25 protein-coding genes are annotated in these 25,906 nt (G+C 61.0%); 19 read left to right on the top strand and 6 right to left on the bottom strand.

Annotated elements, in window-relative coordinates; translation table 11 throughout:
- Window positions 1–165 precede the first annotated feature (165 nt).
- The gene (locus K2Q04_RS12565) at window positions 166–2,244 is read left to right on the top strand and encodes a M3 family metallopeptidase (RefSeq protein WP_291164140.1); all 2,079 of its coding nucleotides are present in this window, start codon (window positions 166–168) and stop codon (window positions 2,242–2,244) included.
- 24 nt (window positions 2,245–2,268) lie between these two features.
- Here K2Q04_RS12565 and K2Q04_RS12570 read toward each other — a convergent pair whose 3' ends face one another.
- Both K2Q04_RS12570 and acnA read right to left on the bottom strand, forming a co-directional pair.
- Window positions 2,269–3,042 (bottom strand): DUF1223 domain-containing protein, encoded by a 774-nt coding sequence (locus tag K2Q04_RS12570; protein ID WP_291164142.1) that lies wholly within the window; start codon window positions 3,040–3,042, stop codon window positions 2,269–2,271.
- 209 nt (window positions 3,043–3,251) lie between these two features.
- Window positions 3,252–5,966: an aconitate hydratase AcnA gene (gene acnA / locus K2Q04_RS12575; RefSeq protein ID WP_291164144.1), complete on the bottom strand. Its 2,715-nt coding sequence runs from the start codon at window positions 5,964–5,966 to the stop codon at window positions 3,252–3,254.
- Window positions 5,967–6,203: 237 nt separating this feature from the next.
- Between acnA and ccmA the strand changes: the two genes are divergently transcribed.
- Genes ccmA through K2Q04_RS12600 form a run of 5 tightly spaced genes read left to right on the top strand, consistent with a single transcriptional unit; the run spans window position 6,204 to window position 9,070 of the window.
- Window positions 6,204–6,827: a heme ABC exporter ATP-binding protein CcmA gene (ccmA, locus tag K2Q04_RS12580; RefSeq protein ID WP_291164524.1), complete on the top strand. Its 624-nt coding sequence runs from the start codon at window positions 6,204–6,206 to the stop codon at window positions 6,825–6,827.
- Window positions 6,824–7,489, top strand: a complete 666-nt coding sequence (gene ccmB, locus K2Q04_RS12585) for a heme exporter protein CcmB (protein WP_291164146.1) — start codon at window positions 6,824–6,826, stop codon at window positions 7,487–7,489. The genes ccmA and ccmB overlap by 4 nt, the downstream gene beginning before the upstream one ends.
- Window positions 7,490–7,542: 53 nt before the next feature.
- The gene (locus K2Q04_RS12590; RefSeq protein ID WP_291164148.1) at window positions 7,543–8,310 is read left to right on the top strand and encodes a heme ABC transporter permease; all 768 of its coding nucleotides are present in this window, start codon (window positions 7,543–7,545) and stop codon (window positions 8,308–8,310) included.
- A gap of 6 nt (window positions 8,311–8,316) precedes the next feature.
- Window positions 8,317–8,490 (top strand): heme exporter protein CcmD, encoded by a 174-nt coding sequence (gene ccmD, locus K2Q04_RS12595; protein WP_092868770.1) that lies wholly within the window; start codon window positions 8,317–8,319, stop codon window positions 8,488–8,490.
- Window position 8,491: 1 nt separating this feature from the next.
- Window positions 8,492–9,070 carry a DsbE family thiol:disulfide interchange protein gene (locus K2Q04_RS12600; protein WP_291164152.1) on the top strand — a complete coding sequence of 193 codons (579 nt, stop codon included), beginning with the start codon at window positions 8,492–8,494 and terminating at the stop codon, window positions 9,068–9,070.
- 12 nt (window positions 9,071–9,082) lie between these two features.
- Here the strand turns inward: K2Q04_RS12600 and K2Q04_RS12605 are convergent, their stop codons facing one another.
- The 3 genes from K2Q04_RS12605 to pdxY form a co-directional block, all read right to left on the bottom strand.
- Window positions 9,083–9,721, bottom strand: a complete 639-nt coding sequence (locus K2Q04_RS12605) for a carbonic anhydrase (protein WP_291164155.1) — start codon at window positions 9,719–9,721, stop codon at window positions 9,083–9,085.
- On the bottom strand, window positions 9,718–10,908 hold the full coding sequence (gene nhaA, locus K2Q04_RS12610; RefSeq protein ID WP_291164158.1) for a Na+/H+ antiporter NhaA: 1,191 nt from the start codon (window positions 10,906–10,908) through the stop codon (window positions 9,718–9,720). The genes K2Q04_RS12605 and nhaA overlap by 4 nt, the downstream gene beginning before the upstream one ends.
- Before the next feature lie 68 nt (window positions 10,909–10,976).
- Window positions 10,977–11,891, bottom strand: coding sequence for a pyridoxal kinase (gene pdxY, locus K2Q04_RS12615; protein WP_291164161.1), 915 nt, complete (start codon window positions 11,889–11,891; stop codon window positions 10,977–10,979).
- Between the two features lie 172 nt (window positions 11,892–12,063).
- Between pdxY and K2Q04_RS12620 the strand changes: the two genes are divergently transcribed.
- The 10 genes from K2Q04_RS12620 (at window position 12,064) to K2Q04_RS12665 (ending at window position 19,902) form a co-directional block, all read left to right on the top strand.
- Window positions 12,064–12,963, top strand: a complete 900-nt coding sequence (locus K2Q04_RS12620) for a CoA ester lyase (protein WP_291164164.1) — start codon at window positions 12,064–12,066, stop codon at window positions 12,961–12,963.
- Between the two features lie 172 nt (window positions 12,964–13,135).
- Window positions 13,136–14,200: a MaoC family dehydratase gene (locus K2Q04_RS12625; RefSeq protein ID WP_291164167.1), complete on the top strand. Its 1,065-nt coding sequence runs from the start codon at window positions 13,136–13,138 to the stop codon at window positions 14,198–14,200.
- Window positions 14,201–14,264: 64 nt separating this feature from the next.
- The gene (locus tag K2Q04_RS12630; protein WP_291164170.1) at window positions 14,265–14,792 is read left to right on the top strand and encodes a superoxide dismutase family protein; all 528 of its coding nucleotides are present in this window, start codon (window positions 14,265–14,267) and stop codon (window positions 14,790–14,792) included.
- A 93-nt stretch (window positions 14,793–14,885) separates the two neighbouring features.
- Window positions 14,886–15,035 carry a hypothetical protein gene (locus K2Q04_RS12635; protein WP_291164173.1) on the top strand — a complete coding sequence of 50 codons (150 nt, stop codon included), beginning with the start codon at window positions 14,886–14,888 and terminating at the stop codon, window positions 15,033–15,035.
- Window positions 15,036–15,190: 155 nt separating this feature from the next.
- Complete coding sequence (gene sdhC, locus K2Q04_RS12640; protein WP_291164176.1) at window positions 15,191–15,601, top strand: succinate dehydrogenase, cytochrome b556 subunit; 411 nt, start codon at window positions 15,191–15,193, stop codon at window positions 15,599–15,601.
- Window positions 15,601–15,984: a succinate dehydrogenase, hydrophobic membrane anchor protein gene (sdhD, locus tag K2Q04_RS12645; RefSeq protein WP_291164179.1), complete on the top strand. Its 384-nt coding sequence runs from the start codon at window positions 15,601–15,603 to the stop codon at window positions 15,982–15,984. Before sdhC ends, sdhD begins: the two co-directional genes overlap by 1 nt.
- A 5-nt stretch (window positions 15,985–15,989) precedes the next feature.
- Window positions 15,990–17,837 (top strand): succinate dehydrogenase flavoprotein subunit, encoded by a 1,848-nt coding sequence (gene sdhA / locus K2Q04_RS12650; protein ID WP_291164182.1) that lies wholly within the window; start codon window positions 15,990–15,992, stop codon window positions 17,835–17,837.
- Window positions 17,838–17,979: 142 nt separating this feature from the next.
- The gene (locus K2Q04_RS12655; protein ID WP_291164185.1) at window positions 17,980–18,579 is read left to right on the top strand and encodes a hypothetical protein; all 600 of its coding nucleotides are present in this window, start codon (window positions 17,980–17,982) and stop codon (window positions 18,577–18,579) included.
- Between the two features lie 106 nt (window positions 18,580–18,685).
- Window positions 18,686–19,465 carry a succinate dehydrogenase iron-sulfur subunit gene (locus K2Q04_RS12660; protein WP_291164188.1) on the top strand — a complete coding sequence of 260 codons (780 nt, stop codon included), beginning with the start codon at window positions 18,686–18,688 and terminating at the stop codon, window positions 19,463–19,465.
- Window positions 19,466–19,518: 53 nt separating this feature from the next.
- Complete coding sequence (locus K2Q04_RS12665) at window positions 19,519–19,902, top strand: VOC family protein (protein ID WP_291164527.1); 384 nt, start codon at window positions 19,519–19,521, stop codon at window positions 19,900–19,902.
- Between the two features lie 18 nt (window positions 19,903–19,920).
- Here K2Q04_RS12665 and K2Q04_RS12670 read toward each other — a convergent pair whose 3' ends face one another.
- A complete protein-coding gene (locus K2Q04_RS12670) occupies window positions 19,921–20,952 on the bottom strand; it encodes an MBL fold metallo-hydrolase (RefSeq protein ID WP_291164191.1) in 1,032 nt (343 codons plus the stop codon).
- 164 nt (window positions 20,953–21,116) lie between these two features.
- Here K2Q04_RS12670 and K2Q04_RS12675 point away from each other — a divergent pair, with 164 nt between their 5' ends.
- The 3 genes from K2Q04_RS12675 (at window position 21,117) to K2Q04_RS12685 (ending at window position 25,882) form a co-directional block, all read left to right on the top strand.
- A complete protein-coding gene (locus K2Q04_RS12675) occupies window positions 21,117–21,824 on the top strand; it encodes a helix-turn-helix transcriptional regulator (protein ID WP_291164194.1) in 708 nt (235 codons plus the stop codon).
- 84 nt (window positions 21,825–21,908) lie between these two features.
- Window positions 21,909–23,120 carry an aminotransferase class I/II-fold pyridoxal phosphate-dependent enzyme gene (locus K2Q04_RS12680; RefSeq protein ID WP_291164197.1) on the top strand — a complete coding sequence of 404 codons (1,212 nt, stop codon included), beginning with the start codon at window positions 21,909–21,911 and terminating at the stop codon, window positions 23,118–23,120.
- 17 nt (window positions 23,121–23,137) lie between these two features.
- Entirely contained in the window at window positions 23,138–25,882 is a 2,745-nt protein-coding gene (locus K2Q04_RS12685) for a DNA translocase FtsK (RefSeq protein WP_291164200.1), read from the top strand.
- Window positions 25,883–25,906: the final 24 nt, after the last annotated feature.

Genomic DNA, 25,906 nt, shown 5'->3' on the forward strand with positions numbered 1-25,906 from the left:
GACGAACTTCTTCCCCTGAACGTCCTGACTTCCGGAGAATCGGCCCAAAAGGTCGATCCTCCGGCTTTATTCATTCCCATTCATTGCCACTGTTTCATTAGTCGTCCGGCGGTTTTGTGCGTATATAAAGTTACATAGCGGGGAAGAATAGAGATTGATCTCAGGATGATAGCAAAGCGCAAGGCGGCTCCGAAGCCGCGTTCCAAGCCCAGTATCAATCCACTTTTGGCGAAGTGGAACGGCCCGTTTGCGATGCCGCCGTTCGCTAAAATCGAAGCGCGCCATTTCAAACCGGCCCTCGATGCCGCCTTCCGCGAGCACAAGGCCGAGATAGAGAAGATCGCGAAAAACCCGGCTAAGCCGACTTTCGCCAATACCATCGTGGCTTTCGAGAAGAGCGGCTGGCAGCTGTCACGGGTCGCGTCGGTTTTCTGGAATCTCGAGGGTTCCGATTCGACGCCTGAGTTTCAGGAAATTGCGCGCGAAATGGCGCCGCGATTTGCGGCCCATGAAACGCAGATCCTTCTCGACAAGCGCCTCTTCAAACGCATCGACGATCTTTATGAGCGGCGTGACGCGTTGAAGCTCGGCGAGGAAGATATGCGCGTTCTCGAACGCCATCATCTCGAATTCGTCCGTTCGGGCGCGCGGCTTTCGGCGGCGGACAAATCCCGCGTCAAAGAAATCAATGCGCGGCTCGCGACGCTCGTTACGCAATTCATGCAGAACGTGCTCAAGGATGAGCAGTCGTGGCGGCTCGTTCTCGACGGAGAGAACGACCTCGCGGGTTTGCCAGATACTCTGAAAGAAAGTGCCGAACGCGCTGCTACTGACGCGGGCTTTCAGGGCAAGGCGATGATTACGCTCGCGCGCTCAAGCGTCGAAGGATTTCTCACGTATTCAAGCCGGCGCGATTTGCGTGAGCAGGCTTTCAACGCGTGGACGCGCCGAGGTGCGCACGCCGGCGAGACCGATAATCGTCAGATTGTTGCGGAAGCGGTGGCGCTGCGCGGAGAATATGCGCGGCTGATGGGCTTTCCTTCGTTTGCCGAATTCAGCTTGCAAGACACCATGGCGAAAACGCCCGGCAGGGTCGACGAGCTTCTTCGCGCAGTATGGGAGAAAGCTGTCGTTCGCGCGGGCGAGGAGCGCGATGCGCTTACAGCCGAAGCCATCAGCAGCGGCGATAATTCAGAGATCATGCCGTGGGACTGGCGGTATTATTCCGAGCGCGTGCGCAAGGCGAAATACGATTTCGATGAATCGAAATTACAGCCCTATCTCGAACTTGATCAGATGATCCGCGCGGCGTTCGACACGGCGTCGCGCTTGTTCGGTCTGAAGTTCCAGGAGCGCAAGGATCTGCAGCGCTATCACCCGGAAGTCAGGGTGTGGGAGGTGCTCGACAAAAAGGGCGCGCACGTCGGCATTTTCATGGGCGACTATTTCGCACGTCCGACGAAGCGCTCCGGCGCCTGGATGTCGGCATTCCGCTCGCAGCACAAGCTCGGGAAAGGCCAGAGCCCGATCATCGTCAACGTGCTGAACTTCGCGAAGGGCGGCGAGGGCGAGCCGGCGCTGCTGTCGTTCGACGACGCGCGCACGCTGTTTCACGAATTCGGGCATGGGCTGCACGGATTGCTTTCCAACGTGACCTATCCCTCGATTTCCGGAACGTCGGTGTCGCGGGATTTCGTCGAGCTGCCGTCGCAGCTTTACGAGCATTGGCTTTCGACGGCGGAAGTTCTCGAAAAGCATGCGCTGCACTACAAGACGGGAAAACCGATGCCGAAGGTCTTGCGGCAACGGCTCGCAGCGGCGCGTAATTTCAATCAAGGCTTTGCGACGGTCGAATATACGTCGTCGGCGCTCGTCGACATGGCGCTCTATTCGGCGGACACCGCATCCATCGCCGATGTCGAAGGCTTCGAGCGGGTGACGCTTTCACAGATCGATATGCCGAAAGAGATCGTGATGCGGCACCGCCTTCCGCATTTCATGCACATCATGTCGGGTTATGCGGCCGGATATTACAGCTATCTGTGGTCGGAAGTGATGGACGCCGACGCCTTTGCCGCGTTCGAGGAAACCGGAAACGTCTTTCATCCGGCCACGGCGAAGAAGCTTCATGAGTTCATCTACTCGGCTGGGAACCGGCGCGATCCGCACGCGGCTTACGTGGCGTTTCGCGGACGGCCGCCGAAGATCGATGGCCTGTTGAAGAAGCGCGGGCTCGCCGCTTAGCAACGGGGTGGGGCAGCTCTGGAATTACCAAAGCCCCGCCATCGTCGCTCCGATGATCGGGCCGCTTCGCCCTTCCTGCACGAGAACGACGAGCTTTTGCACGTCGGCCTGCATCATGGCGGCTCGGGGGAGCTGCACTTTCATCGGCATCCCCTTCCAGATGCCGATGGGCGTCAACTCGCGAACGATGTTGGTGTAGGTGAGCGTCTTGCCGGCGTTCTCGCCCTCCTTGATCTGCACGGCTCCCGTCATTTGGACGACGCCAAGCCAGATCGTCGCTTCGCGCGGGCTGTGTCCCGGCGTCTCGCCGCCCAACGCGAAGTTCAGAGTATTGCGTTCCTGCCAAAACCGGACGGGCACCTGCATCGGTCCACCCATTTTCATAGTGTCGTCGATCGCCTGCTGGATTGCCGCTTTGGACCCGCCGTTGACGTGCGCCACGCCATTGACGATGGCTTGCGGCGTGAAGATCTCGCCGTCGCCGCGGTTGCGGGCGTAATTTCGTTGACGCTCGCTGTTGCGCGGTGAACCGAACGTGTCCTTCCAGCCGAGATAATTCCAGTAATCGACCGGCAGCGAGAGCGCGATGATGGAGGGATCGTCCGACAGCGTTTTGAGGAGCGCGTCGGCCGGGGGACAGGACGAGCATCCCTGGCTCGTGAAGAGTTCTATGACGCCTTTGATGGGTTTCGCGGTCTGGACATCGAGGGAAACTTCCTGTGCCCGCAACGGCGAAGTCAAAGCCCACGCTGCGGCGAGGGCCGTCAGAACCAACGGGGTGAGGACGCGGAAACGCATCGGGGGGTAAGCCTTCGAGCCTCAAGTGGCAGGTGCCACGACAATTCTTTTAGCTCGTAGCCCGCGAATGAAAAAGTGAAAGGCTCGAAAGCCTTGTCACGAACGGGTGAGCATCAAGACGTTCGTTCCGGCGAGAAGGATCGTTACCGGGAAAAATTCTTAATTCGTCCCGGCCTTGGCTTTGGCCTCGGCCGGGACGCTGGCGTGCTCTAGGCCGCCAGGTTTCTCAGCACGTAGTGCAGGATGCCGCCGTTCCGGAAGTACTCGAGCTCGTCGAGGGTATCGATCCGGCAGAGGACGGGAACGGGGATCGACGTGCCGTCGGTGCGCGTGACGGTGAGCGTCACGACTTCACGGGGCTTGATGGTGGCAAGACCCGGGATGGTGACGCGCTCGTCGCCCTTGAGGCCGAGGGACTGCCAGGAAGCGCCTTCGGTAAAGACAAACGGAGCAATGCCCATGCCGACGAGGTTCGAGCGATGAATGCGCTCGAACGATTGGGCGATGACGGCGCGGACACCGAGAAGGTTCGTGCCTTTCGCCGCCCAGTCGCGGGATGAGCCGTTGCCGTACTCGATGCCGGCGAACACCACGAGCGGCACGCCCTCCGCTTCGTATTGCATCGCGGCGTCGTAGATCGCCATTTCCTTGCCCGACGGATAATGGATCGTCAGGCCGCCTTCCTTCACGTTGCCGTTCGCATCCTTCACCATATGGTTTTTGATGCGGATGTTGGCGAACGTGCCGCGCATCATCACCTCGTGATTGCCGCGCCGCGTGCCGTACTGGTTGAAGTCAGCCGGCGCAACGTCATGGTCGAGGAGGTACTTTCCTGCGGGGCTCGCGGTTTTGATCGATCCCGCAGGCGAGATGTGGTCGGTCGTGATCTTATCGCCGAAGAGGCCGAGAATGCGCGCATTGACGATATCGTTGATCGGCTTCGCGTCGCGAGAGATCGACTGGAAATAGGGTGGGTTCTGAACGTACGTCGAGGAACCGTTCCAGCCGTAGGTCAGGCCGCCGCTCGTCGCGATGCCTTGCCAGTTGCCGTCGCCCTTGAAGACGTCGGCGTAGCGAGACTTGAAGAGTTCGCGCGTGACGTTTTCGATGATGAACTGCTGGATTTCCTGCGACGTCGGCCAGATGTCCTTGAGGAAGACCGGCTTGCCGTCGCTGCCTTCGCCCAACGGTTCCTTGGTCAAGTCTTTCTGCACGGAACCGGCGAGCGCGTAGGCGACGACTAGCGGGGGCGATGCGAGATAATTCGCCTGCACGTCCGGGCTGACGCGTCCTTCGAAGTTGCGGTTGCCGGAGAGCACGGCGGCGGCGACGATGCCGTTGCTGTTGATCGCCTTTGAAATTTCCGGCGCGAGCGGGCCGGAGTTTCCGATGCAGGTGGTGCAGCCGAAGCCGACGAGGTTGAATCCGATCTGATCGAGGTACGGCTGGAGGCCGGACTTCGCGAGATAGGCGGCAACGACCTGCGATCCGGGCGCCAGCGAGGTCTTGACCCAAGGTTTGCTCTTCAGGCCGCGCTTCGCCGCGTTGCGGGCGAGGAGGCCTGCAGCAATCAGAACGCTCGGATTGGATGTGTTCGTGCAACTCGTGATCGCCGCGATGACGACGTCGCCGTGGCCGATGTCGAACTTTTCGCCTGCGACCGGCGCGCGTTTAGCAAGCTCGCCCGGCTTTTTGTATTCGTCGGCAAGGGCCGCCGCGAAGCCGCTCTTGATGTCGGTCAGTGCGATGCGGCCTTCGGGACGCTTCGGTCCGGCCATCGACGGCACGACGTCACCCAGCTCGAGGGACAGGGTATCGGTGAAGACCGGATCGGCGGATCCCGTATCGCGATAGAGGCCCTGGACCTTGCAGTAGGCCTCGACGAGCGCGATGCGATGACTGTCGCGTCCCGACATCGTCAGATAATTGACGGTTTCCTTGTCGACGGGGAAGAAGCCGCACGTTGCGCCGTATTCGGGCGCCATGTTGGCGATCGTGGCGCGATCGGCGAGCGACATCGAGTCGAGGCCGGGTCCGAAGAATTCGACGAACTTGTTGACCACGCCCTTCTTACGCAACATCTGCGTAACGGTCAGCACGAGGTCGGTCGCGGTCACGCCCTCGGGGAGCTTGCCCGTCAAGCGGAAGCCGATGACTTCCGGAATGAGCATCGATTGCGGTTGGCCGAGCATTGCGGCTTCGGCTTCGATGCCGCCGACGCCCCAACCGAGCACCGCGAGACCGTTGACCATCGTCGTGTGGCTATCGGTGCCGACAAGCGTATCGGGATAGGCGACGGTTTTGCCGTCCGCCATTTCGTTGGTCCACACCGTCTGCGAAAGATATTCGAGATTGACCTGGTGGCAGATGCCGGTGCCGGGCGGCACGACGCGGAAATTCTGGAAGGCGCCCTGGCCCCATTTCAGGAAGTTATAGCGCTCGCCGTTGCGTGCATATTCGAGCGCGACGTTATCAGCCAAGGCTTTCGGCGTGCCGAACTCATCGACGATGACGGAATGGTCGATGACGAGATCGACGGGCACGAGCGGGTTGATCTTCGTCGGGTCGCCACCGAGCTTCGTCATGCCGTCACGCATGGCGGCGAGATCGACGACGGCGGGGACGCCGGTGAAATCCTGCATCAGGACGCGTGCCGGGCGAAAGCCGATTTCCTGCTCGGTCTTGCCCTTATTGTCGAGCCAAGCGGCCATGGCGACGATGTCGGCCTTTTGGACCGAGCGGCCGTCTTCGTGGCGCAAAAGGTTCTCGAGAAGCACCTTCATCGAGTAGGGAAGGCGGGAGATGCCGGTCAGGCCATTCGCTTCCGCATCGGGCAGCGAATAGTAAACGTATTCCTTGCCCTCGACGGTGAGGGTCTTGCGGCATTTGAAGCTGTCGTCGGAAACGGGTGTATGGGCGCTCAAGATCAGGCCTCCGAAAGATTAAGACGAAGGGCTGCGCCGCCGGAGTGCCGGCGGATCGAGGTTGTCCCGCGGCACGAGCTCGTCGGTCCGCGCGACCCCCTCGCTTTTGCGCTAGCGAAGGATACAACGTGCCTTCTATATAATCGTTATAAAAAGAAAACACCAATCGCGAGATGGGCAAAATAGCGCGCAAATGCCGCCGTCTTGCTCATTCTCACGTCACGGAATCTCATCGCTGTGCAGCTGATTGCCGAAGACTTGGTCATAGATCGGGGTTCGCGCCGTATCATCGACGGGCTGTCATTTGCCGTCAAAGCCGGAGAGGCGCTGGTTTTGACAGGTGCGAACGGCATCGGGAAAACGACTTTGCTGCGTACGCTGGCGGGTTTCATCCGGCCGTTCCGCGGTGTCATCCGGCTCGATGGCGGCGACGATGAATTGACGCTCGGGGAGCAGTCGCACGTCGTCGGGCATACCAACGCGGTCAAGTCGAGCTTGTCGGTCGCGGAGAATGCTGGCTTTTGGAATACGTACCTCGACTCCGGTGAGGATTCTCCATCGCGGATCGCGGCATCACTCCGCCATTTCGGGCTTGAAGACTTGAGCGATTTTCCCGCGGCTTACCTGTCGGCCGGTCAGAAGCGGCGGCTCGGACTTGCCCGGCTGCTTGTCGCACGCCGTCCGGTCTGGCTGCTTGATGAACCAACCGCATCGCTTGACACGGCGTCATCGGAGCGGCTGGTGGCTGCGGTCAACGATCATACGAGTTCCGGCGGCCTTGCCGTCATCGCCACGCATCTGCCGCTCGGGCTCGAGCGCGCGCGGACGCTGGATCTCGCAGCGCAGAGGATGGCGGCTTGAAGAGCTTTTGGGCTCTCCTTTCCCGGGATGTGAGACTTGCGGTCCGCGAAGGCGGCGCGATCGGGACGGCGCTCGGCTTCTTTCTGGTCGTCGTATCGCTCATGCCACTCGGCCTTGGACCGGATCTCAATTTGCTGTCGCGCATCGCGGCGGGGGTGCTGTGGATCGCGCTGCTGCTGGCGGCACTTCTGTCGCTTAACCGGATTTTCGAGGCCGACCACGAGGATGGGACGCTCGATGTGCTCGCGACGGGCCCATTGCCGCTGGAATTGGTTACCGCCGCCAAGTCGCTGGCGCACTGGATTACGACGGGCATTCCGCTCGCGATCATGGCGCCAGTGCTCGGTATTCTGCTGAACCTCGATCTTGCGGCGTATCCGATCCTGGTGGCGACCACGCTCGCCGGCACTCCGGCGGTTAGTTTTCTCGGCGCTATCGGCGCGGCGTTGACGATGAAGACACGTCGCGGCGGCCTGCTGCTGGCGCTCATCGTGCTGCCGCTTTACGTTCCTACCCTGATTTTCGGGATTTCGGCTGTGAGCGCCGGGGCCGGGCCCACGGGGCTGGCGGCGTCGTTTCTCATCCTGGCGGCGATTTCTCTTGTTGCAATCGTGCTGGGTCCCCTCGCCGCAGCAGCCGCACTCAAGGTCCAGCTGCAATAATTGTAATCTCGGCCTTCATTGCGCCTTTCCGTCGAAAGTCTTAGATCCGGCACATGCAGACACTGACGCAACGCCTCGCCAACCCGGCCCGCTTCATGGAGCTTTCCGCACGGCTGCTGCCGTGGATTTCGGGGGCGGCCGGCATTCTGTTGGTCTCTGGGCTTTATCTCGCGTTCTTCGCGTCACCGGCCGACTATCAGCAGGGCGAGACGGTGCGGATCATGTACATCCACGTGCCGTGCGCGTGGCTGTCGATGATGGTCTATGGGCTCATCGCGCTGTCGAGCTTCGGGCTTCTGGTTTTCCGCCATCCGTTGGCGGATGTCTCGGCGAAGGCCGCCGCACCGCTCGGTGCCGCCTTCACGTTCCTGGCGCTGCTGACGGGCTCGCTCTGGGGTAAACCGATGTGGGGCACCTATTGGGTCTGGGATGCCCGACTGACGTCGGTCCTGATCCTGTTTTTTCTCTATCTCGGATTGATGGCGCTCCGGTCGGCGCTCGAGGACGAGAGCGCCGCCGCGAAGCTTACGGCGATCCTGGCGCTCGTCGGCGTGACGATCCTCCCGATCATCAAATTCTCTGTCGACTGGTGGAATACGCTGCATCAGCCGTCGACCGATTTCACATCGACGGTCGATCCAAGCATGCGGTTGCCGCTTCTCGTCATGGCGGTTGCCTTCACGCTCTTGTTCTTCGCCATGCATCTCAAAGCCATGCGAAATGAAATTCTGCGCCGGCGGGTGAAAGCTCTCAGAACGCAGGCCGTCGCCGGGCGCGACCGGCTCGCGGCCCAGGCTGCAAATCACGGCGCGGCGGAGTAATCGATCATGGATCTTGGACCGCACGCCGCCTTCATCTGGATTTCTTACGCCGCCGTGACGGTGACCATCACCGGGCTCATTCTTTGGCTGATCGCGGATGGCCGGAAGCAGGCAGCCGATCTCGAAGCTCTCGAGCGGCAGGGTGTGAAGCGCCGTTCGGCGGCGCCGGGAGTACGATAAAGTGACTGGCGGCAAGTCGAACTTAGTGCGCGTTTTACCGGTCGTGATTTTTGCAGTCGTCGCGGGGTTTTTCGCGATGGCGTTGCGGTCCGGCGATCCATCGCGGTTACCGTCTACGCTCGTCGGAAAGATGGTGCCTCAGACGGACTTTCCGCCGCTCGAAGGGCTTGAGGTCAACGGCAGCCCGGTGCCGGGTTTCAGCTCTGCCGATCTTGCGAAGGGCAAAGCCTCGGTCGTCAATTATTGGGCGTCCTGGTGCCAGCCCTGCGTTGAAGAGCATCCATTTCTGGAACAGCTGAAAGAAGAAGCGGGCGTCGATATCTACGGCGTCAACTACAAGGACCAGGCAGACGCGGCGCGCCGTTTCGTCGGCCGTTTCGGCAATCCTTACTCAGCTGTCGGAACGGACAAAAGCGGGCGCGCGGCCATCGACTGGGGCGTCTACGGCACGCCCGAGACCTTCGTCGTCAATGGCCGGGGCGAAGTCGTCTACAAGCACGTCGGGCCGATCTCGGCCGACTCGTTGAAGACGAAGCTTTTGCCAGCCATCGAGAAGGCAAAAGCTGCGCCGGCGTCTTGAACGGCGTTCGCCTTAGAGCGGATAGAACATTCCGCGCGAGTGGTTCAGCACTGTCAGCGTTCCCGTTCGGATGTCGAAGTGCGCTCCATGTAGCGCCAGGCGGCCGCGTTCTTCCTGATCGCGAACGAACGGGAAGGTCCGCAGGTTTTTGATCGCCTGCTTGATGCCTTCCTTTTCGAGAGCTTCCTGCTTGATGGCCTGGGGACTGTTTTGATGCGCGGAGAGCACCGAAAGGCGCGCATCGTCTAACATCGACATCCAGCGCGAGATGAATTGCGCTTCCGTCTGGATCGCGGCGCTCTGATCAAGGGCAGCCTTGACGCCACCGCATCCAGAGTGGCCCATGATGATGAGATTTTTAATGCGCAAGTTCATGACCGCGAATTCGACGGCTGTACTGACGCCGTGATATTTGCCGCCCGTTTCGTAAGGCGGCACGAGGTTCGCCACGTTGCGGACGATGAAGAGTTCGCCGGGCATTGCGCTGAAAATCGTTTCCGGATCGACGCGACTATCCGAGCAGGAAATAACCATCGTCTCCGGGTTCTGCCCGTAGGTGGCTAGCTCTTCATAATGGTCGGCGTTGAGAACGAAGTGGCGGTGCCTGAAGCGCCGATAGCGGTCTGTGAGGGATTCGGGGAAACTGCTCATTTATTCTTATTGCTCCTGACGTCTCGTTCCGACCCGCTTCTAATAAGTACAATGTAACCGACGACCGCGGACAATAGAGAACCTGCGAGAACGCCCAGACGGACTTCCGCGCTCGCATCAGGTTCGGGAAATGCCAGCATGCCGATGAATAGGCTCATGGTAAAACCGATGCCGCCCAAAATAGCTGTGCCCAAAAGCTGCATCTGGGTGGCTCCGCGGGGCATTTCTCCTAAACCGGCGGCAAGTGCAGTTCTGACGGCGCCGTATATTCCGAGTGGCTTGCCGAGGAAAAGTCCCAACGCGATGCCAATGGGGATTTGCGACAGCATGTCATTGGCCGACATGCCGTAGAGGCATAATCCGGCGTTGGCAAAAGCGAAAATCGGCACGATGAGGAAGCTGACCCAGGGGCTCAGCGCGTGCTCCAATGCCTCGAGCGGTCCCTCGGTACCCTTTTTGTTTCCCGTCAGAGGAATTGCGAGCGCGGTTGCGACGCCGGCCAGTGTCGCGTGGACGCCGGACTTCAACACGCAGAGCCAGACGAAGGCGCCGACGAGCAAATAGGGCCAAGTGCGCATCACGCCCGAGCGATTGAGAAGGACTAGTCCGGCAACGCCGGCGGCCGCGAGCGCCAGGGCCTGCATCGAGAGATCAGCCGTGTAGAAGAAGGCGATGATCAGGATTGCGCCGAGATCGTCGATGATGGCGAGAGCGAGCAAGAATACCTTCAACCCCGGTGGAACGCGGCTGCCGAGTGCCGCCATTACGCCGACCGCGAACGCGATGTCGGTCGCCGCAGGAATTGCCCAGCCGCGAAGCGCGACGGCGTTATCCCAGTTGATGACGGCATAGATCAGGGCGGGAACGATCATGCCGCCCAACGCGCCGACGACCGGCAGGAGGGCTGCCCGGCGGTTGGAGAGGGCGCCGCGTATCGCTTCGCGTTTGATCTCCAGCCCGACGACAAAGAAGAAGACGGACATCAGTCCGTCGTTGATCCAATGGATCACTTCCTTGGTCAAAGCGAACGGCGCAATCCCCAGTTGAATGTGTGTCGCAAGCGTTTGGTCGTAGATGCCTTTGAGCGGGGAATTGGCAACAATCAGCGCCAATACGGCGGCGCTCAGCAGAATCAGTCCTGCGAGGGCTTCGCGACTGATGCCTTGGGCGCTCGTTTCCGGTTTCATTTCGGCATTGCTCCGACAACGCATGCGTTCGCAACAGGTATGCAAGCCGAAGCGGCGATCAGCAAGGGTTACGGCTGGTTGCGTGCGGATTTGCGCAGCGGGAATGCATGGATTTCGTCCGGCGCGAAGCCGTTTTCCCAGTCCACGAGATGGGGCAGCAGATGATCGCTGGCGCGGGAGACTTCGAGTGTTCTTCGCACGCCCGCGATGGCGTATCCAAGCGCTTGTTTGGGCGATTGCCCAAGCATCAGCTTGGCCGTCAAGCAGCCTGCGAAAATATCGCCGGTGCCATGGGGGACGTCGTTCCATTTCTCGACGCTGCCGATGAATGCCTCGCCACCGGCGACGAGCACGGTTGCCAGTTGCGACGGCCCATCCGGTATCGACGTGCCCGCGACGATGGGGCGTCTAGGTTTTTTGTCTGTCGCGTTTTCTTCACGCGGACCGGTATCCACTTCGCTTGAAAACGCTCTAAGCCGGCAAATCGCTTCGAGGGCATCCGCTCGCGACCTGACGTCGACGCCGGAGAGCCAGGAAAGCTCGAACCGGTTCGGCGTCAGGACGTCGGCGAGGGGAAGCAAGAGGTCACGGGTTGCGCCTGCGGCCTGTTCGTCGATGTAATGGCCTTTCGGATCGTCGCCGAAGATCGGGTCGCAGATGTAAGTCAGCGCTGGATTGAATGCGCGCATGCGCTTGACGGCAGCGGCGACGATTTCGACGTGCCCGGCGGACGGGAGATAACCCGAGAACACGGCATCGAAATTTCCGAGCCAGCCGTTTTTCTCGAGCGCCCCGATCATATTTTCGAAAAGGGCCGGATCTACCGTCATGCCAGCGATGTGGGGCCGTATCGGGTGGTTGGAGAGGACGACCGTCGGCAATGCTACGACCTCGATGCCGGCTCGCTGCAGGGGCGGCATCGTGGCGGTCAGCCCTACGGGATCGCGGGCGACGTACGAGGAAATCATCAGGATTCTGGACATTTGGCCGACAAGGTCGTTGGAGGGGTCAGTGTCCTATACCAGCACGCCGGGGGCGTACCCAGCGAGAGCACTATGATTCATGTGAAACGCTGTGAAACCATGGTCATGCTCAAGGTTGCAAATCGGGATGGTTGCGTTGCACAATCGGGCAATTCATCTCGGAGTCGATGCAATGGTCATGAGACCGAGACGCAGTGTTCTCTATCTTCCGGGCGACAACGAGCGGGCGCTCGAGAAAGCGAGAACGCTGCCGGCGGATGCGATCATCATAGATCTCGAAGACTCGGTCGCTCCAGGGAACAAGGAACGGGCGCGCAATCAGGCGATCGCGGCCATTCATGAGGGCGGCTTCGGGTCCCGAGAGGTGATCCTGCGCGTCAATCCGATCGAAACGCCGTGGGGGATGGTGGACCTTCACGCGGCGATCGCGGTGGTTCCAGACGCGATCCTCATCCCGAAGGTTTCGAACGCGGGCGATATCTTGGGCACTGCGAAGGTCGTCAAGGCGGCGGAGGCCGATCCGCGCATCAGGCTCTGGGCGATGATCGAAACGCCTATGGGCATCATCAACGCCAAGGAAATCGCGGCGTGCGGCCCTGATCCCGACAACCGGCTCGTCTGTTTGGTTCTCGGCACGAACGACCTCTTGAAGGAAAGCAGGGCGCTGGCCAGCAGCAACCGTTTCGCGGTGGTTCCCTGGCTCGCGATGACGCTCGTCGCGGCGCGCGCGTACGGGCTCGACGTGATCGATGGCGTGTACAACGATTTCAAGGATGATTTGGGTTTCCGGGCGGAGTGCGAGCATGGCCGGACGCTCGGGATGGACGGGAAAACGTTAATCCATCCCTCGCAGGTGGTGCCGTGCAACGAGGTTTTTTCGCCGACCGAGGAGGAAATTGCGTGGGCGCGCAAGATCATCAGGGCCTTCGAAGAGCCCGAGAATGCGCGCAAGGGCGTCATCACAGTCGAGGGGCGCATGGTCGAACGGCTGCATCTCGTCATGGCGAAGCGGGTCGCGGCGATTGCCGAGGCGATCAGCGCTCGCTCCAAGGTGGAAGAGCCCTGGTTCTGATCAGCGGCGGCCGCTTCTCCCGTCTCTCGGGTCTTCTGCGGCCCTAGAGCGCGTCCTCGAAGCGCGAAAAAAGTTGCGGTTGCGGGTGGACCCCCCGAAAAAGGCTGGCCGAAAAAGACGTAAATAGCCGAAGCCCAGTTTCTGGGGCTTTCCGAAATACAAGGCAGGGACGATGGCCGGAACAAAGACTAACGCAGGCAATTTCTTCGAAGATTTCAAATACGGCCAAGTCATTCATCACGCGACGCCTAGAACCGTCACCGACGGCGACGTCGCGCTTTATACCGCCCTTTACGGTTCGCGGTTCGCCGTCCAATCGGCCGATACCTTCGCGAAGGCGCTCGGGTATCCCAGGGCGCCGCTCGACGACATGCTGACGTTTCATGTCGTCTTCGGGAAGACGACGCCCGATATATCTCTCAACGCCATCGCCAACCTCGGTTATGCCGATTGCCGGTTTCTGAAGGCGGTCTATCCGGGAGATACGCTGTCCTCGACGTCGGAGGTGATCGGTCTCAAGGAAAATTCTAATGGCGAGACGGGTACCGTCTACGTGCGTTCGACGGGGCGCAATCAGCACGATGAAATCGTCCTCGAATATTGCCGTTGGGTGATGGTGCGGAAGCGCAGCAAGGGCTCGCCGGCGCCCGAAGCGGTCGTACCGAAGCTCCCCGAGCGCGTGGATCCGCAGGACCTGGGCCGCGCCGTGCCGCCGCTCGATGTCAGCAAATACGATTTCGCCCTGTCGGGCTCGCCGCATCGCTGGGAAGATTACGAGGCGGGCGAGAAGATCGACCACATCGACGGTATGACGCTCGAAGAAGCCGAGCACCAGACGGCGACGCGGCTTTATCAGAACACCGCCAAGGTGCACTTCAATCAGCATACGGAATCCAAGGGACGCTTCGGCAAGCGCATCGTCTACGGCGGTGTCGTGATCTCGCTCGTTCGGGCGCTGTCCTACAACGGGCTTGGCAACGCCTTCCATCTCGCCGCGATCAATGGCGGACGCCATGTGGCGCCAACATTCGCAGGCGATACGATCTACGCCTGGTCAGAGGTGCTTGAAAAAGCAGAGATTCCAGACCGCAAGGATATTGGTGCGCTGCGCGTCCGGCTCGTCGGCGTCAAAAACCAGGATTGTGCGTCGCTGCCGCTCAAAACACCGACGGGCGAGTATGCAGAGGGGGTTGTCCTCGATCTCGATACGTGGCTTGTGCTGCCTCGGCGGGTGTAAGCGGTACTCGGCACTGGGCTAGCGTGAGGCCGTCCGCGGCGCGTGATGCAAGGGGAGCAGTCGCATGAAGATCGGAACGACGGCAGCCACAGCGGCGGCGATCCTTCTCCTTGCTGCAATCCCGAAGGCGGAAGCCATAGGAGAGACTGCGGTCGCCGAGATCAAGTTTGCAAACGGCAGCAGCGCCGGCACCATCACGCTGACCGAAATTGCTGCGGGCGTTCTCCTGAAGATCGATCTCAAAGGATTGACGCCCGGCGCGCACGGACTGCACCTCCACGAAGGCGGCAAGTGCGAAGGCGATTTTTCGTCGGCAGGCGCCATTTATAATCCGCTCGGGGCGAAGCACGGCTTCCTCAACGAGGAAGGTCCGATGGCGGGGGATTTGCCGAACGTCGTCGCCGGGCCTGACGGCATAGCTTTGGCCGAGATCCTGAGCCCCTACCTGCATCTCACCAAAGATACCGAAGACACGCTTTTCGATGCCGACGGGTCGTCGCTCGTATTGTTCGAAAAAGCGGACGACTATCAGACCGATCCGGAAGGCGGGGCAGAGCCCCGAATTGCCTGCGGCGTTCTCAAAGCGCAGTAGATAACGCCGTCGCCGCCCATTCTTCGCGACCTGTGCGTCGGGATTTGCACCTTCATCACTCGTCTGCCCGGCGCGCTTCGAAGCGAGACTTCAGTGCCAAAGAAATTTGCCATTGTCGGCGCTGGGATGGCCGGTCTCGAAGCCCGGCCGTTACCCGGCGAAAATCTCGTCATTCGTACTTCGCCCATCTGGAGTTTGCGGCAGAGGGTGCCGATCGCGGCGATGCTGCTGCAAGGCTTTTAAGCGAGGCACCCGGCACCTGCGGGACCGCGGTGATGACTTCGCCGGGGCGATCGTCAATTCGCTGGCTTAGTCCCACTCTCTGTGGCATTTGGCGAATTGCCGCGCTCGCTTCGAGCCGCTACACGTTTGCTTCACGCGCATCAGAAGGACGTCCGATGGAGGCTACATCAGGCCGCGGCGTGCGACCCGAGCGGCCGCTCTCGCCACACCTTCAAATCTATTCGCCGCTCATCAACATGGTGATGTCGATCCTGCATCGCATCACCGGCGCGGCGCTTTACGCCGGGTCGCTGCTGCTCGCCTGGTGGCTGATCGCGGCAGCGTCCGGTCCCGACTATTACAACTATGTCTTGAGCTGGTTCGCCACTTGGCCGGGTAAGATCATTCTTCTCGGATATACGTGGGTACTGATGAACCACATGCTGGGGGGACTGCGTCACTTCCTTTGGGACACCGGCCACGGCTACGATCTCAAGACGATCGACATTCTGTCGTGGGGCTCGCTCGCAGCATCTTTCACGCTGACGGCCATCATCTGGGCATTCGCCGCTCTCGGGGGCATCTGATGAAATCGATGCGCACACCCTTGAAGAAAGTTCGCTACCTCGGGTCGGCGAAAGAAGGCGCGGATCACTTTTGGAAGCAGCGGGTGACGGGCGTCGCCAACCTGTTCCTCGGCGTCTTCTTGGTTTGGCTGATCGTGTCGTTGCTCGGCGCCGATTATGTGACCGCGCGCCAGAAGCTCGGAAATCCACTGATCGCGCTGGCGTTGCTTGGGCTCATCCTGTCCGGCACCGTTCACATGCGCCTCGGCATGCAAACGATCATTGAAGACTATGTGCATGAGGAGGGGCTGAAGCTTGCAGCCCTCATGCTGAACACGTTCTTTGCGATTTTCATCGCGCTCGTGAGTGTGTTCGCCATTTTGAAACTGAGCTTTGGAGCCTAAGACGGATGTCGGCAGCGAATGGCAAAGCCAACGGTGCGATTGCCGCGCCTTCCCAGGTCGGCAAGGCCTATCCCGTGCAGGATCACGTCTATGATGTCGTCGTTGTCGGCGCCGGCGGTGCGGGACTTCGCGCCACGCTCGGCTGTGCCGAGGCCGGCCTCAAGACAGCGTGCGTGACCAAGGTATTTCCGACACGTTCGCACACGGTCGCAGCGCAGGGCGGCGTTGCCGCGGCGCTCGGCAACATGGGTCGCGACGACTGGCGCTGGCACATGTACGACACCGTCAAGGGCTCCGATTGGCTCGGCGACCAGGACGCGATCGAATATCTTTGCCGGAACGCTCCCGCCGCCGTTTACGAGCTCGAGCATTACGGCGTTCCGTTCTCGCGCACCGAAGACGGCAAGATCTATCAGCGGCCTTTCGGCGGCATGACGACCGATTACGGCGAGGGTCCGCCCGCGCAGCGCACGTGCGCCGCCGCCGATCGTACCGGTCACGCGATGCTGCATACGCTTTACGGCCAATCGCTGCGGCAGTCGGCCGAGTTCTTCATCGAGTATTTCGCGCTCGATCTGATCATGGATCGCGACGGCGTTTGCCGGGGCATCATGGCGCTCAATCTCGATGACGGCACCGTGCATCGCTTCCGCGCGAAGAAAACCATTCTCGCCACGGGTGGATATGGGCGCACGTATTTTTCGTGTACATCGGCGCATACCTGCACGGGCGACGGCAACGCGATGGTTCTGCGCGCCGGCCTGCCGCTTCAGGACATGGAATTCGTGCAATTCCATCCGACCGGAATTTACGGCGCGGGCGTGCTGATTACGGAAGGTGCGCGCGGCGAAGGCGGATATCTCACCAACTCGAAGGGCGAGCGCTTCATGGAGCGCTACGCACCGCACGCGAAGGATCTCGCGTCGCGCGATGTCGTCTCGCGCTCGATGACGATCGAAATTCGTGAGGGCCGCGGCGTGGGTCCCGAAGCAGATCACATCTATCTGCATCTCGATCATCTCGATCCGAAAATTCTCGCGGAACGTTTGCCGGGCATTACCGAGAACGCGAAGGTCTTTGCTGGCGTCGATCTTCGTCGTCAGCCGATCCCCGTGCTGCCGACGGTTCATTACAACATGGGCGGCATACCAACGAATTATCACGGTGAGGTCCTGACCAAGAAGGACGGCGATCCCGATCACGTGGTGCCGGGTCTGATGGCGATCGGCGAAGCGGCGTGCGTATCGGTGCATGGCGCCAACCGCCTGGGTTCGAACTCGCTGATTGATCTCGTCGTCTTCGGTCGCGCGGCTGGGCTTCGCTGCGCGGAGACGATCGAATCGGGCGCGTCGCAACCGGATATGGCGAAAGATGCCAACGAGCCGGCGCTCGCGCGGCTCGACCGCTTCCGTTATGCCAAGGGCTCAATGCCGACGGCGGCGCTCAGGCTTCGCATGCAGAAGACGATGCAAGCGAACTGCGCGGTGTTCCGCGATGGACCGGTGCTTAAAGAGGGCGTCGAAAAGATCAATGCGGTGTGGCGCGACGCTGCCGACATTTCAGTCACGGATCGTTCGCTCGTCTGGAATTCGGACCTCGTCGAAACGCTCGAGTTCGACAATCTGATCTCGCAGGCTGCGGTGACGGTCGTCGGGGCGGAGAACCGCAAGGAGAGCCGGGGCGCACATGCGCGCGAGGACTATCCGAAGCGCGATGACGTCAACTGGATGAAGCACACGCTCACCTGGGCCGATTATGCGACGAAGACCGTCAAGATTGACGACAGGCCGGTACACACCAAGACGATGACCAACGAGGTCAAGTACATCGAGCCGAAGGCGCGGGTTTATTAAGCGGTTCTGGCCTTTTTATTTGGTCGCGCTTCTTATCGGAAAACCGGTGCCCACTTTTCCGGAAGCGCTCCGGGCGAGTACAAATAGCGCCGTCACAGGAAGTCGCCTATGGTGCGGCCGCTAATGGGGAGGCGCATCAGGCTTGAGCAAAGTTCCGAGGGAAGACGCCGACGAAACCGACACGCGGATGTCGCCCGATCCCTTCGCGGCGGTGCTGCCCGCATTGGCGGCGCTCGGGGCCGTCGCGTCGATCGCGGCCATCAATTGGTCGGGCGAGGGGAAGCTCGCGACGCGCACGCGGACGAAGCGCAAAACCGGCGCGGCGCTGCGTGACCTCGAAACCTGCTCTATCGGCCTGGCCGAGATTTTCCGCCGCTTTCAGCGTCACCCCCGCGTATTTGCCGGCGAAGGCGGGCAGGCGTCCGCTCCCCTCAAATTCGGCGTGCATGGGCAGCGCATCCGGGCCGACGCACAACGCCTTTATCTGCAACTGATGAACGACATCGCGTCGATGCTCGTTCTGGCCGCCCAGAACGCGTTCGACGTGATGACCGCCATCGAGGACGGCGATATCGACGCACCTGAAGAGATCTTTTTCGGCTTCGGCGAGCAACAGGAGCGGCTCAACGAAATCATCCAATCGCGGGCGCCGCTGCGTGTTGCCGTCGATACGGGGGCCGAGATCGCCGATCAGCTGATCGAACTCGTCCGGGAGCTCAAGAAGCACCAGAAAGCCGGGTAAGCGAAAGAACCGCGCGCGGCGGTCCCGCATGTTGACACTGGTGGCTTGTTCAAGCTTCTGTCATTAGACAGTTCGATATTTTCCGCAGACGGGACCCCGAAGTCTCATGGTTGAGCTCACGCTTCCAAAAAATTCGAAGATTTCCGAGGGCAAGACCTGGAATAAGCCGGATCATGACGGCGACTGGAAGGAGTTCCGCATCTATCGCTGGAACCCGGACGATAGCCGCAATCCGCGGATCGACACGTATCATATCGATCGGAAGCAGTGCGGGCCGATGGTGCTCGACGCGCTCATCAAGATCAAGAACGAGATTGACCCGACGCTGACCTTCCGCCGCTCCTGCCGCGAAGGTATCTGCGGCTCGTGCTCCATGAATATCGACGGCACAAATACGCTCGCCTGCCTCAAGGGCATCGACGAGGTCAAGGGCGCCGTGAAGATCTATCCTTTGCCGCATATGAAGGTGGTGAAGGATCTGATCCCTGATCTGACGAACTTCTACGCGCAGCACGCCTCGATCGAGCCGTGGCTCAAGACGGACAGTCCGACGCCGCCGAAAGAGTGGCGGCAGTCGCGTGATGATCGCGAGAAGCTCGACGGTCTTTACGAATGCATTCTTTGCGCGTGCTGCTCGGCATCGTGCCCGAGCTATTGGTGGAATTCCGACCGGTATCTCGGACCCGCTATTCTGTTGCAGGCTTATCGCTGGGTCATCGACAGCCGCGACGAGGCGACGGGTGAACGGCTCGACAATCTCGAAGATCCGTTCCGCCTTTACCGCTGCCACACGATCATGAACTGCGCGAAGGCGTGCCCGAAAGGTTTGTCGCCTGCCAAAGCCATTGCTGAACTGAAAAAGCTGATGGTGGAACGGCGCGTCTAGAAATTCGCGCCGCTCGATCAGACAGCAAGTCGATAGGAGCAGCCGTGTTAGACATTCTTGATCACATCGGTTTCCCGATTACCGACTACAAGCGGTCGCTGGATTTCTACACCAAGGCGTTGGCGCCGCTGGGCATCGTTCTCCTCAAGGAAATGAAATTCTCGGAAGAGGATGACGACGGCTACGCCGGCTTCGGGCGCGAGCGTCCGCAATTTTGGATCGGTACCGGAACGGCGCTGAAGGGCCGGTTGCACGTCGCTTTTTCCGCGCAAAACCGGGCGGAAGTGCAAGCCTTCTACGACGCGGCTATTGCCGCCGGCGGCAAGGACAACGGACCGCCAGGGCTTCGGCCGCATTATCATGCCAACTATTACGGCGGCTTCGTCATCGATCCCGACGGGCACAACATAGAGGCCGTGACGCATCTGCCGGAATGATCTATCCGCTCGGTCGCGTCAGAGGTTGAGCTGATAGGTGTGGGCGAGCCAACGGTAGCTGCCCGGCGCGATCGTCTCCACATACCCTATCGACGGGAACGGCATGTGATAGCCGATGACCGGAAGCCGATCCGTTGTGGCCATATCGAAGATGCGCCGCCGCGTCGCGACACCCTGCTCCTTGTCGGCGTCGAAAACGCAGTGCCATTCGGGATGCGCGAGCGATGCCACCTGATGGTGGGCGCAGTCGCCCCAGAATAAAATCGATTTGCCGCCGCTCTCGATCATGTAGGCGAGGTGTCCGGGGGTGTGGCCATAGGCTTCGACGGCGCGAATGCCGGTCACGATGTCGTCGCCGGGTTTTATGAATGTGTACTTGCCGACGATCGGTTTCGTGTTGGCTCGATAGACGCTGGCGAACTTTTCCATGTCGCCCGAGAATTTGCCTTCCGGGGCCCAGAATTCGTGCTCGATGCCGCCAATGACATACCGCGCGTTCGGGAAAAGCGGCTCGCCGTTCTCAATGACGCCGCCGATGTGATCGGGGTGGCCGTGGCTCAGCAGAACAATGTCGATATCTTCGCGCTTGAATCCGGCCGGTGCGAGTTGGGCTGCAAGCCAGCCACCATTCGGGCGCGGGACAAAGCCGTTGGAGCCGTTTCCCGTATCGATCAGGATGATTTCCTTCCCCGTGTTGACGAGCGTCGGAGAAAAGCCGGGCTGATATTTTTGTTCGGGCAGGAGATTGTCGCGCATCAACTTTCGAACGTCGGCCTCGTTGGCGTTTGCGCCAATGAGCGGGAAGGGTCCGTCGATGAAGGTTTCCGAGTCCGAAATCGTCGTGATTTCGAAATCGCCGAGTTTGAACCGGTAGAATTTCGGCTGCCAACCGCCGAGCAATGCGGCCGAGGCTTCGGCGCGTGATGCCGTCGACAGGCTAAGGGCGGGCATCGCGGCGAGACCGAGGCCTGCTGTCAGAAGCTTGCGGCGGTCGAAGTTCAGCGCGGCGGGCTCTTTGCCCGAGATTTCATTTGCGGTTGTCTTCGACATTTCGGCGTCCTACGGAGGTGTTAAAGCCAGTCGGGCCAAGCTAGACCGGGAGAGAGGACGAGCGCTTGTACGAACCTGCTACGGGCGTGGACCAGGGCCTCAAGCCGTTGTGGCATGTCGGGGATGGGCGGATGCTTTTCGCCGGTTGTTTGCGGCGAAATGCATTGCATAGTCACAGCGCTTCAGTGCTTCTCGCGGGACTCTACGATAACTTTCGGTTGAAGCTCGGCGACGGCGGCTGGTTTTCCTGCCGGGCCGCGATCATCCGCGCCGGAGACGCGTATGAGTTCGATGCGGGCGGCCATCCGTTGGCTGTTCTTTATGTCGAGCCCACTGAAACCACTGCCGAGGGGCTTGCTGCACTCATCCAGCAAACGCGCGAAGAACATGGCGCGCTGATCGGACAGCAGTCGGATCTCAGCCTGCTCCGGTTGATCTACGAGGATGCGGGAAGTCCTCGATGGGTGCATGAAGCCGTGGCTGACCTTATCGAATTTTCGAAGGGCGGAGCTTGCCGCACAATCGACGTTCGCGTGGCGCGGGCCGTCGAAGCGATGGCGGTGCAGGAGAGCCACAAAAGCGAAATGGACGCCGAGGGCACACGTCCGCCCAGCGTCGCCGATGCCGCTCGAAGCTCCGGCCTTTCAATGTCGCGGTTTCAGCATCTCTTCAAACAGGAGACCGGCGTTTCCTATCGCCGCTACGCCGCTTGGGCGAGGATGCGGGCCGCCGTTTCGGAAGTCGTCGCAGGCAGCAACTTCACGACCGCCGCACATGCAGCAGGTTTTTACGATCAGCCGCACTTTGCGCACGAATTTCGCCGGATATTCGGTGCGCCCGCATCGCGCAGCCTCGCGAATGTCAGGTCGTGAGCGTTGCCGCGCTTCCCGCTTCGCGCTTCCATCTGGCGCGCGAGCGTGCGATAGCGGCTTAGACGCAGCTTGTACTGTCCGCTGATGAGCCATCCGCTTTCCTCTCTCACATCCGGCGCGATTTCGTCGCCCTTCACGCAGCTTCGGAAGCTTCTGGCCGGAATTCCGTCCGGCCATGCGAAGCCCATCGAGCTGACGATCGGCGAACCGCGCGAGGCGATGCCGGATTTCATCGCCGCGAAGCTCGACGAGGCGACGGCGCTTTACGGGAAATATCCGCCGATCCGCGGCGCCGCGGATGCACGGCTCGCGATTTCCGAGTGGCTTCAGAAGCGCTACGCATTGCCATCGTCGGTCGATCCTGAGCGGGAAGTGCTGATGCTCAGCGGCTCGCGGGAAGGGCTGTTCTTCGCGTGTCTTCCGGCCGTCGGGCGCAAGGAGATCAAGGGATGTCCCGCGATCCTGATGTGCAATCCCTATTATTCGGCCTACGTCGCGGGCGCTTTGGCGGTCGGCGCGGAGCCCGTGTATCTCAACGCGACGAAGGCGACGGGCTTCCTTCCGGATCTCGATGAGATTGCGCGCGACAAGAGCCTGCTCGCCCGAACGGCAGCGCTTTTCATCAACTCGCCTGCCAATCCGCAGGGCGCGGTTGCAGATCGCAGCTACATCCTGAAGGCGCTCGAACTCGCACGCGCGCACGACTTCATGCTGTTTCTCGATGAATGCTATTCGGAGATCTATACTGAGGCCCCGCCGACGGGCGGTCTCGAAGTCGCGATCCAGACGCCTGAGCGCTTTCGCAATCTCGTGGTTTTCAATTCGCTGTCCAAGCGTTCGAACCTGCCGGGGCTTCGATCCGGCTTTTGTGCTGGAGATGAGACTTTCCTCGAGGCCTACGGCGAGGTTCGGAATATGTGCGCTCCGACCGTGCCGCTGCCGGTACAACATGCCTCCGCCGCCATTTGGCGCGACGAGGCTCATGTTGAGGCCTCTCGAGCGGCTTACAGAGACAAATTTCTTATTGCAGACAACGTGTTAGGTGACCGTTACGGCTATAGGCGCCCCGCGGGCGGCTTCTGTCTCTGGCTTGATTTGAGCCAATTCGGTGGCGGCGCTCAGGCGGCGGTAACCTTATGGCAACGTGCAGGCGTCAAGGTTATTCCCGGCAGCTTTCTGGCTCAGACGGGAAGGGACGGCACCAACCCCGGCGCGGACTATGTTCGCGTCGCCATGGTCCAAGACTCCACGACGATCCGGGAAGCGCTCGAACGCACGATTTCCGTGCTGCGTTAAAGAGTACGTTCGCCGTCATGTCGCTTGATACGCGTGGATTGGATCCTCAGCGTCTGCTTCCGCAGTCTCTGGAGGACCGGCTGTTAGGCTGGATAGGCCGCTTTGGCGGGGCAATTTTGCTCGGCTCGACGGCGCTCATCTGGGTCAGTCTTGTGTCGTGGTCCGTGCTCGATCCGAGCCTGACCCACACGACGACCGTTGCCGCTCGCAACTTCGCGGGGCCGGTCGGCGCAATCATCTCTGATCTTCTCTTCCAGATGTTGGGTTTCGGAGCGGTCATCGCGCTCGTTGCTCCCGTCGTTTGGGGAATTGAGATGCTCCGATCCGAGCGCGTCGATCAAGGCCGCGTGAAGCTCGGCTTTTATCCGCTTTCGATTTTGGCGCTTGCAGGGGCGATCTCTGCTCTGCCGATGATGAGCGGGTGGCCGCTCCGTCATGGCTACGGCGGGCTTCTGGGCGACGGCGTCTATCATTTGGCACTCAAAATCTTTTCGATGCTGAACGAGGAGCGGGCTCCGCTCGCGGCAGGCTGCGTGCTCATGGCCGCGGCGATCCAGACATCCGGCAAAGCGATCGGGTTCGAGCCCGAGGTTGTCTTCAAGTCGTTGCTGCGCTCTTTGAGTTCCGGTCTCCGTTACGCGACAAGTAAGCGGCGCTGGGAAGAGGCGGCGGCGATCGCTCCGACTGTCATGGCCGGTGCTGCCCGCGTTCGAAAGGGCTGGTTCGGGCGATCCTCGGAGCCCGCGGGACCGGCTGACACCTATTCTTCGCTCGATGCGTATGCCGATGCGCCGACGCGGACGCTCGATCTCAATCCGGAACGCACGGCGGGTCCGCGGCGGGATACCGATGCCGACGCCCATTCCGATGTGTCGCTCAACGTTTCACCTCGCGACGAGATGCATGGTGCCGGGCAAGACTTTGACCGGGCTGGCATCAATTCGGGAGCCAGTGAGGCGGACGTTCCGCGCGATCATTCCACGGACGACATCCTCAACCGCGAGTTCGATTTCGACGACAGCATCGACAATTCCAGCCGCGAGATCGCAGCGCGCTTTGCGCCCGCTTCCGCAGGCCGGGATTACGACAGGTCTCCGGATCGGTCGTCCGACCGGGCGCCTCCGGTCATGCCGCCGCCTATTCCGGCAGCGACGGCGGCGCCTCAGCCGCAAAAGCCCACGCCCCCGGTGAAGCCAGCTGCAACCCAGAGCAATGGGCTTCTTGCGGGTATGGCGCGGGCACGCGTGCAACCTCAATGGAAACGTCCGTCTCTTAATATGCTGAAGCGGCCCGGCGCTCAGAAGCCGCGTCCGGAGCTGTCGCAGACCGTCATGCGCGGAAACGCGCGTCTGCTCGAAGACGTGCTCGCGGATTTCGGCATCAAAGGCGAAATCAAGGATATCCGTCCCGGTCCGGTCGTGACGCTTTACGAGCTCGAGCCGTCGCGCGGTACGAAGTCATCGCGCGTCATCGGTCTTGCGGAAGATATCGCGCGCTCGATGAGTGTCGCGAGCGTTCGCGCCGCCGTCGTGCCCGGCCGCAATGCCATTGGTCTCGAATTGCCGAACACGCGCCGCGAAACCGTGCTTTTGCGCGAGATTCTCGAAGCCGACGCGTTCAAGGCGGAAAGCGCGGGCTTGCCGCTCGGGCTCGGTAAATCGATCAGCGGGGATCCGGTCGTCGCCGACCTCGCGCGCATGCCCCACCTGTTGGTCGCGGGCACGACGGGGTCCGGCAAGTCGGTCGGCATCAATTCGATGGTACTATCGCTTCTCTATCGTCATTCGCCCGACGATTGCCGCATGCTGATGATCGATCCGAAGATGCTCGAGCTTTCGGTTTACAACGGCATTCCGCACCTTTTGACGCCGGTCATCACCGATCCGCACAAGGCCGTCGCCGCGCTCAATTGGGCGGTGCGCGAAATGGAAGAGCGCTACAAGCGCATGGCCGGGCTTTCGGTCCGCAATATCGATGTCTTCAACAATCGCGTGCGCAACGCGAAGAAGCGCGGCGAGATGCTGTCGCGCACGGTTCAAACGGGATTCGACAAGTCAGGCCAGGCGCGGTTCGAGACGCAGAAAATGGATCTCGAGCCGCTGCCGCGCATCGTCATCATCGTCGATGAGTTCGCGGACCTGATGATCGTTGCGGGTCGCGAAGTCGAAGCCTCGGTGCAACGTCTTGCACAGATGGCACGCGCCGCCGGCATCCATCTCATCATGGCAACGCAGCGGCCCTCGGTCGACATCATCACGGGCACGATCAAAGCGAACTTCCCGACGCGCATTTCGTTCAAGGTCACTTCGAAGATCGACAGCCGCACCATTCTCAACGAGCAGGGCGCAGAGCAGCTGCTCGGCCAGGGCGACATGCTCTACTCGACCGGGGCAGGGCAGCTCGTGCGCGTGCACGGCGCATTCGTCACCGACGAAGAAGTCGTGGCGTTTGCGGAAGCGCTGAGACAAGAGGGATCACCGAAATACGTCGAGGGCATCACGGATGCGCCGCCGCCGTCGGACGTTGCGGGCGGGGTTCGGGAAGCGAGTGACGACGACCTCTACGATCGCGCCGTCGCCATCGTGCTTCGGGACGGCAAGGCGTCGACGAGCTATGTGCAACGCCGGCTTTCGATCGGTTACAACCGGGCGGCGGATTTGATCGAGCGCATGGAACGCGAAGGGCTTATTTCTGCGGCGAATTCCGTAGGGAAGCGCGAAATTCTCGTTCCGCGCGGCGGCGGTACCGACGCTGCGGCGTGACATCGACAACACGCGGCGCCGCAA

Origin of the sequence: Hyphomicrobium sp. (assembly GCF_019753045.1) — a bacterium.
Classification (GTDB): domain Bacteria; phylum Pseudomonadota; class Alphaproteobacteria; order Rhizobiales; family Hyphomicrobiaceae; genus Hyphomicrobium_B.

Excerpts from the sequence above, each read along its gene's own strand:
- K2Q04_RS12625 (WP_291164167.1), top strand. The coding sequence starts at position 13,136 with ATGGCCGGAACAAAGACTAACGCAGGCAATTTCTTCGAAGATTTCAAA.
- sdhA (WP_291164182.1), top strand. The coding sequence starts at position 15,990 with ATGTCGGCAGCGAATGGCAAAGCCAACGGTGCGATTGCCGCGCCTTCC.
- K2Q04_RS12660 (WP_291164188.1), top strand. The coding sequence starts at position 18,686 with ATGGTTGAGCTCACGCTTCCAAAAAATTCGAAGATTTCCGAGGGCAAG.
- K2Q04_RS12685 (WP_291164200.1), top strand. The coding sequence starts at position 23,138 with ATGTCGCTTGATACGCGTGGATTGGATCCTCAGCGTCTGCTTCCGCAG.
- K2Q04_RS12620 (WP_291164164.1), top strand. The coding sequence starts at position 12,064 with ATGGTCATGAGACCGAGACGCAGTGTTCTCTATCTTCCGGGCGACAAC.
- K2Q04_RS12590 (WP_291164148.1), top strand. The coding sequence starts at position 7,543 with ATGCAGACACTGACGCAACGCCTCGCCAACCCGGCCCGCTTCATGGAG.
- K2Q04_RS12630 (WP_291164170.1), top strand. The coding sequence starts at position 14,265 with ATGAAGATCGGAACGACGGCAGCCACAGCGGCGGCGATCCTTCTCCTT.
- ccmD (WP_092868770.1), top strand. The coding sequence starts at position 8,317 with ATGGATCTTGGACCGCACGCCGCCTTCATCTGGATTTCTTACGCCGCC.
- pdxY (WP_291164161.1), bottom strand. The coding sequence starts at position 11,891 with ATGTCCAGAATCCTGATGATTTCCTCGTACGTCGCCCGCGATCCCGTA.
- K2Q04_RS12680 (WP_291164197.1), top strand. The coding sequence starts at position 21,909 with ATGAGCCATCCGCTTTCCTCTCTCACATCCGGCGCGATTTCGTCGCCC.
- K2Q04_RS12570 (WP_291164142.1), bottom strand. The coding sequence starts at position 3,042 with ATGCGTTTCCGCGTCCTCACCCCGTTGGTTCTGACGGCCCTCGCCGCA.
- K2Q04_RS12670 (WP_291164191.1), bottom strand. The coding sequence starts at position 20,952 with ATGTCGAAGACAACCGCAAATGAAATCTCGGGCAAAGAGCCCGCCGCG.
- nhaA (WP_291164158.1), bottom strand. The coding sequence starts at position 10,908 with ATGAAACCGGAAACGAGCGCCCAAGGCATCAGTCGCGAAGCCCTCGCA.
- sdhD (WP_291164179.1), top strand. The coding sequence starts at position 15,601 with ATGAAATCGATGCGCACACCCTTGAAGAAAGTTCGCTACCTCGGGTCG.
- K2Q04_RS12605 (WP_291164155.1), bottom strand. The coding sequence starts at position 9,721 with ATGAGCAGTTTCCCCGAATCCCTCACAGACCGCTATCGGCGCTTCAGG.
- K2Q04_RS12565 (WP_291164140.1), top strand. The coding sequence starts at position 166 with ATGATAGCAAAGCGCAAGGCGGCTCCGAAGCCGCGTTCCAAGCCCAGT.
- sdhC (WP_291164176.1), top strand. The coding sequence starts at position 15,191 with ATGGAGGCTACATCAGGCCGCGGCGTGCGACCCGAGCGGCCGCTCTCG.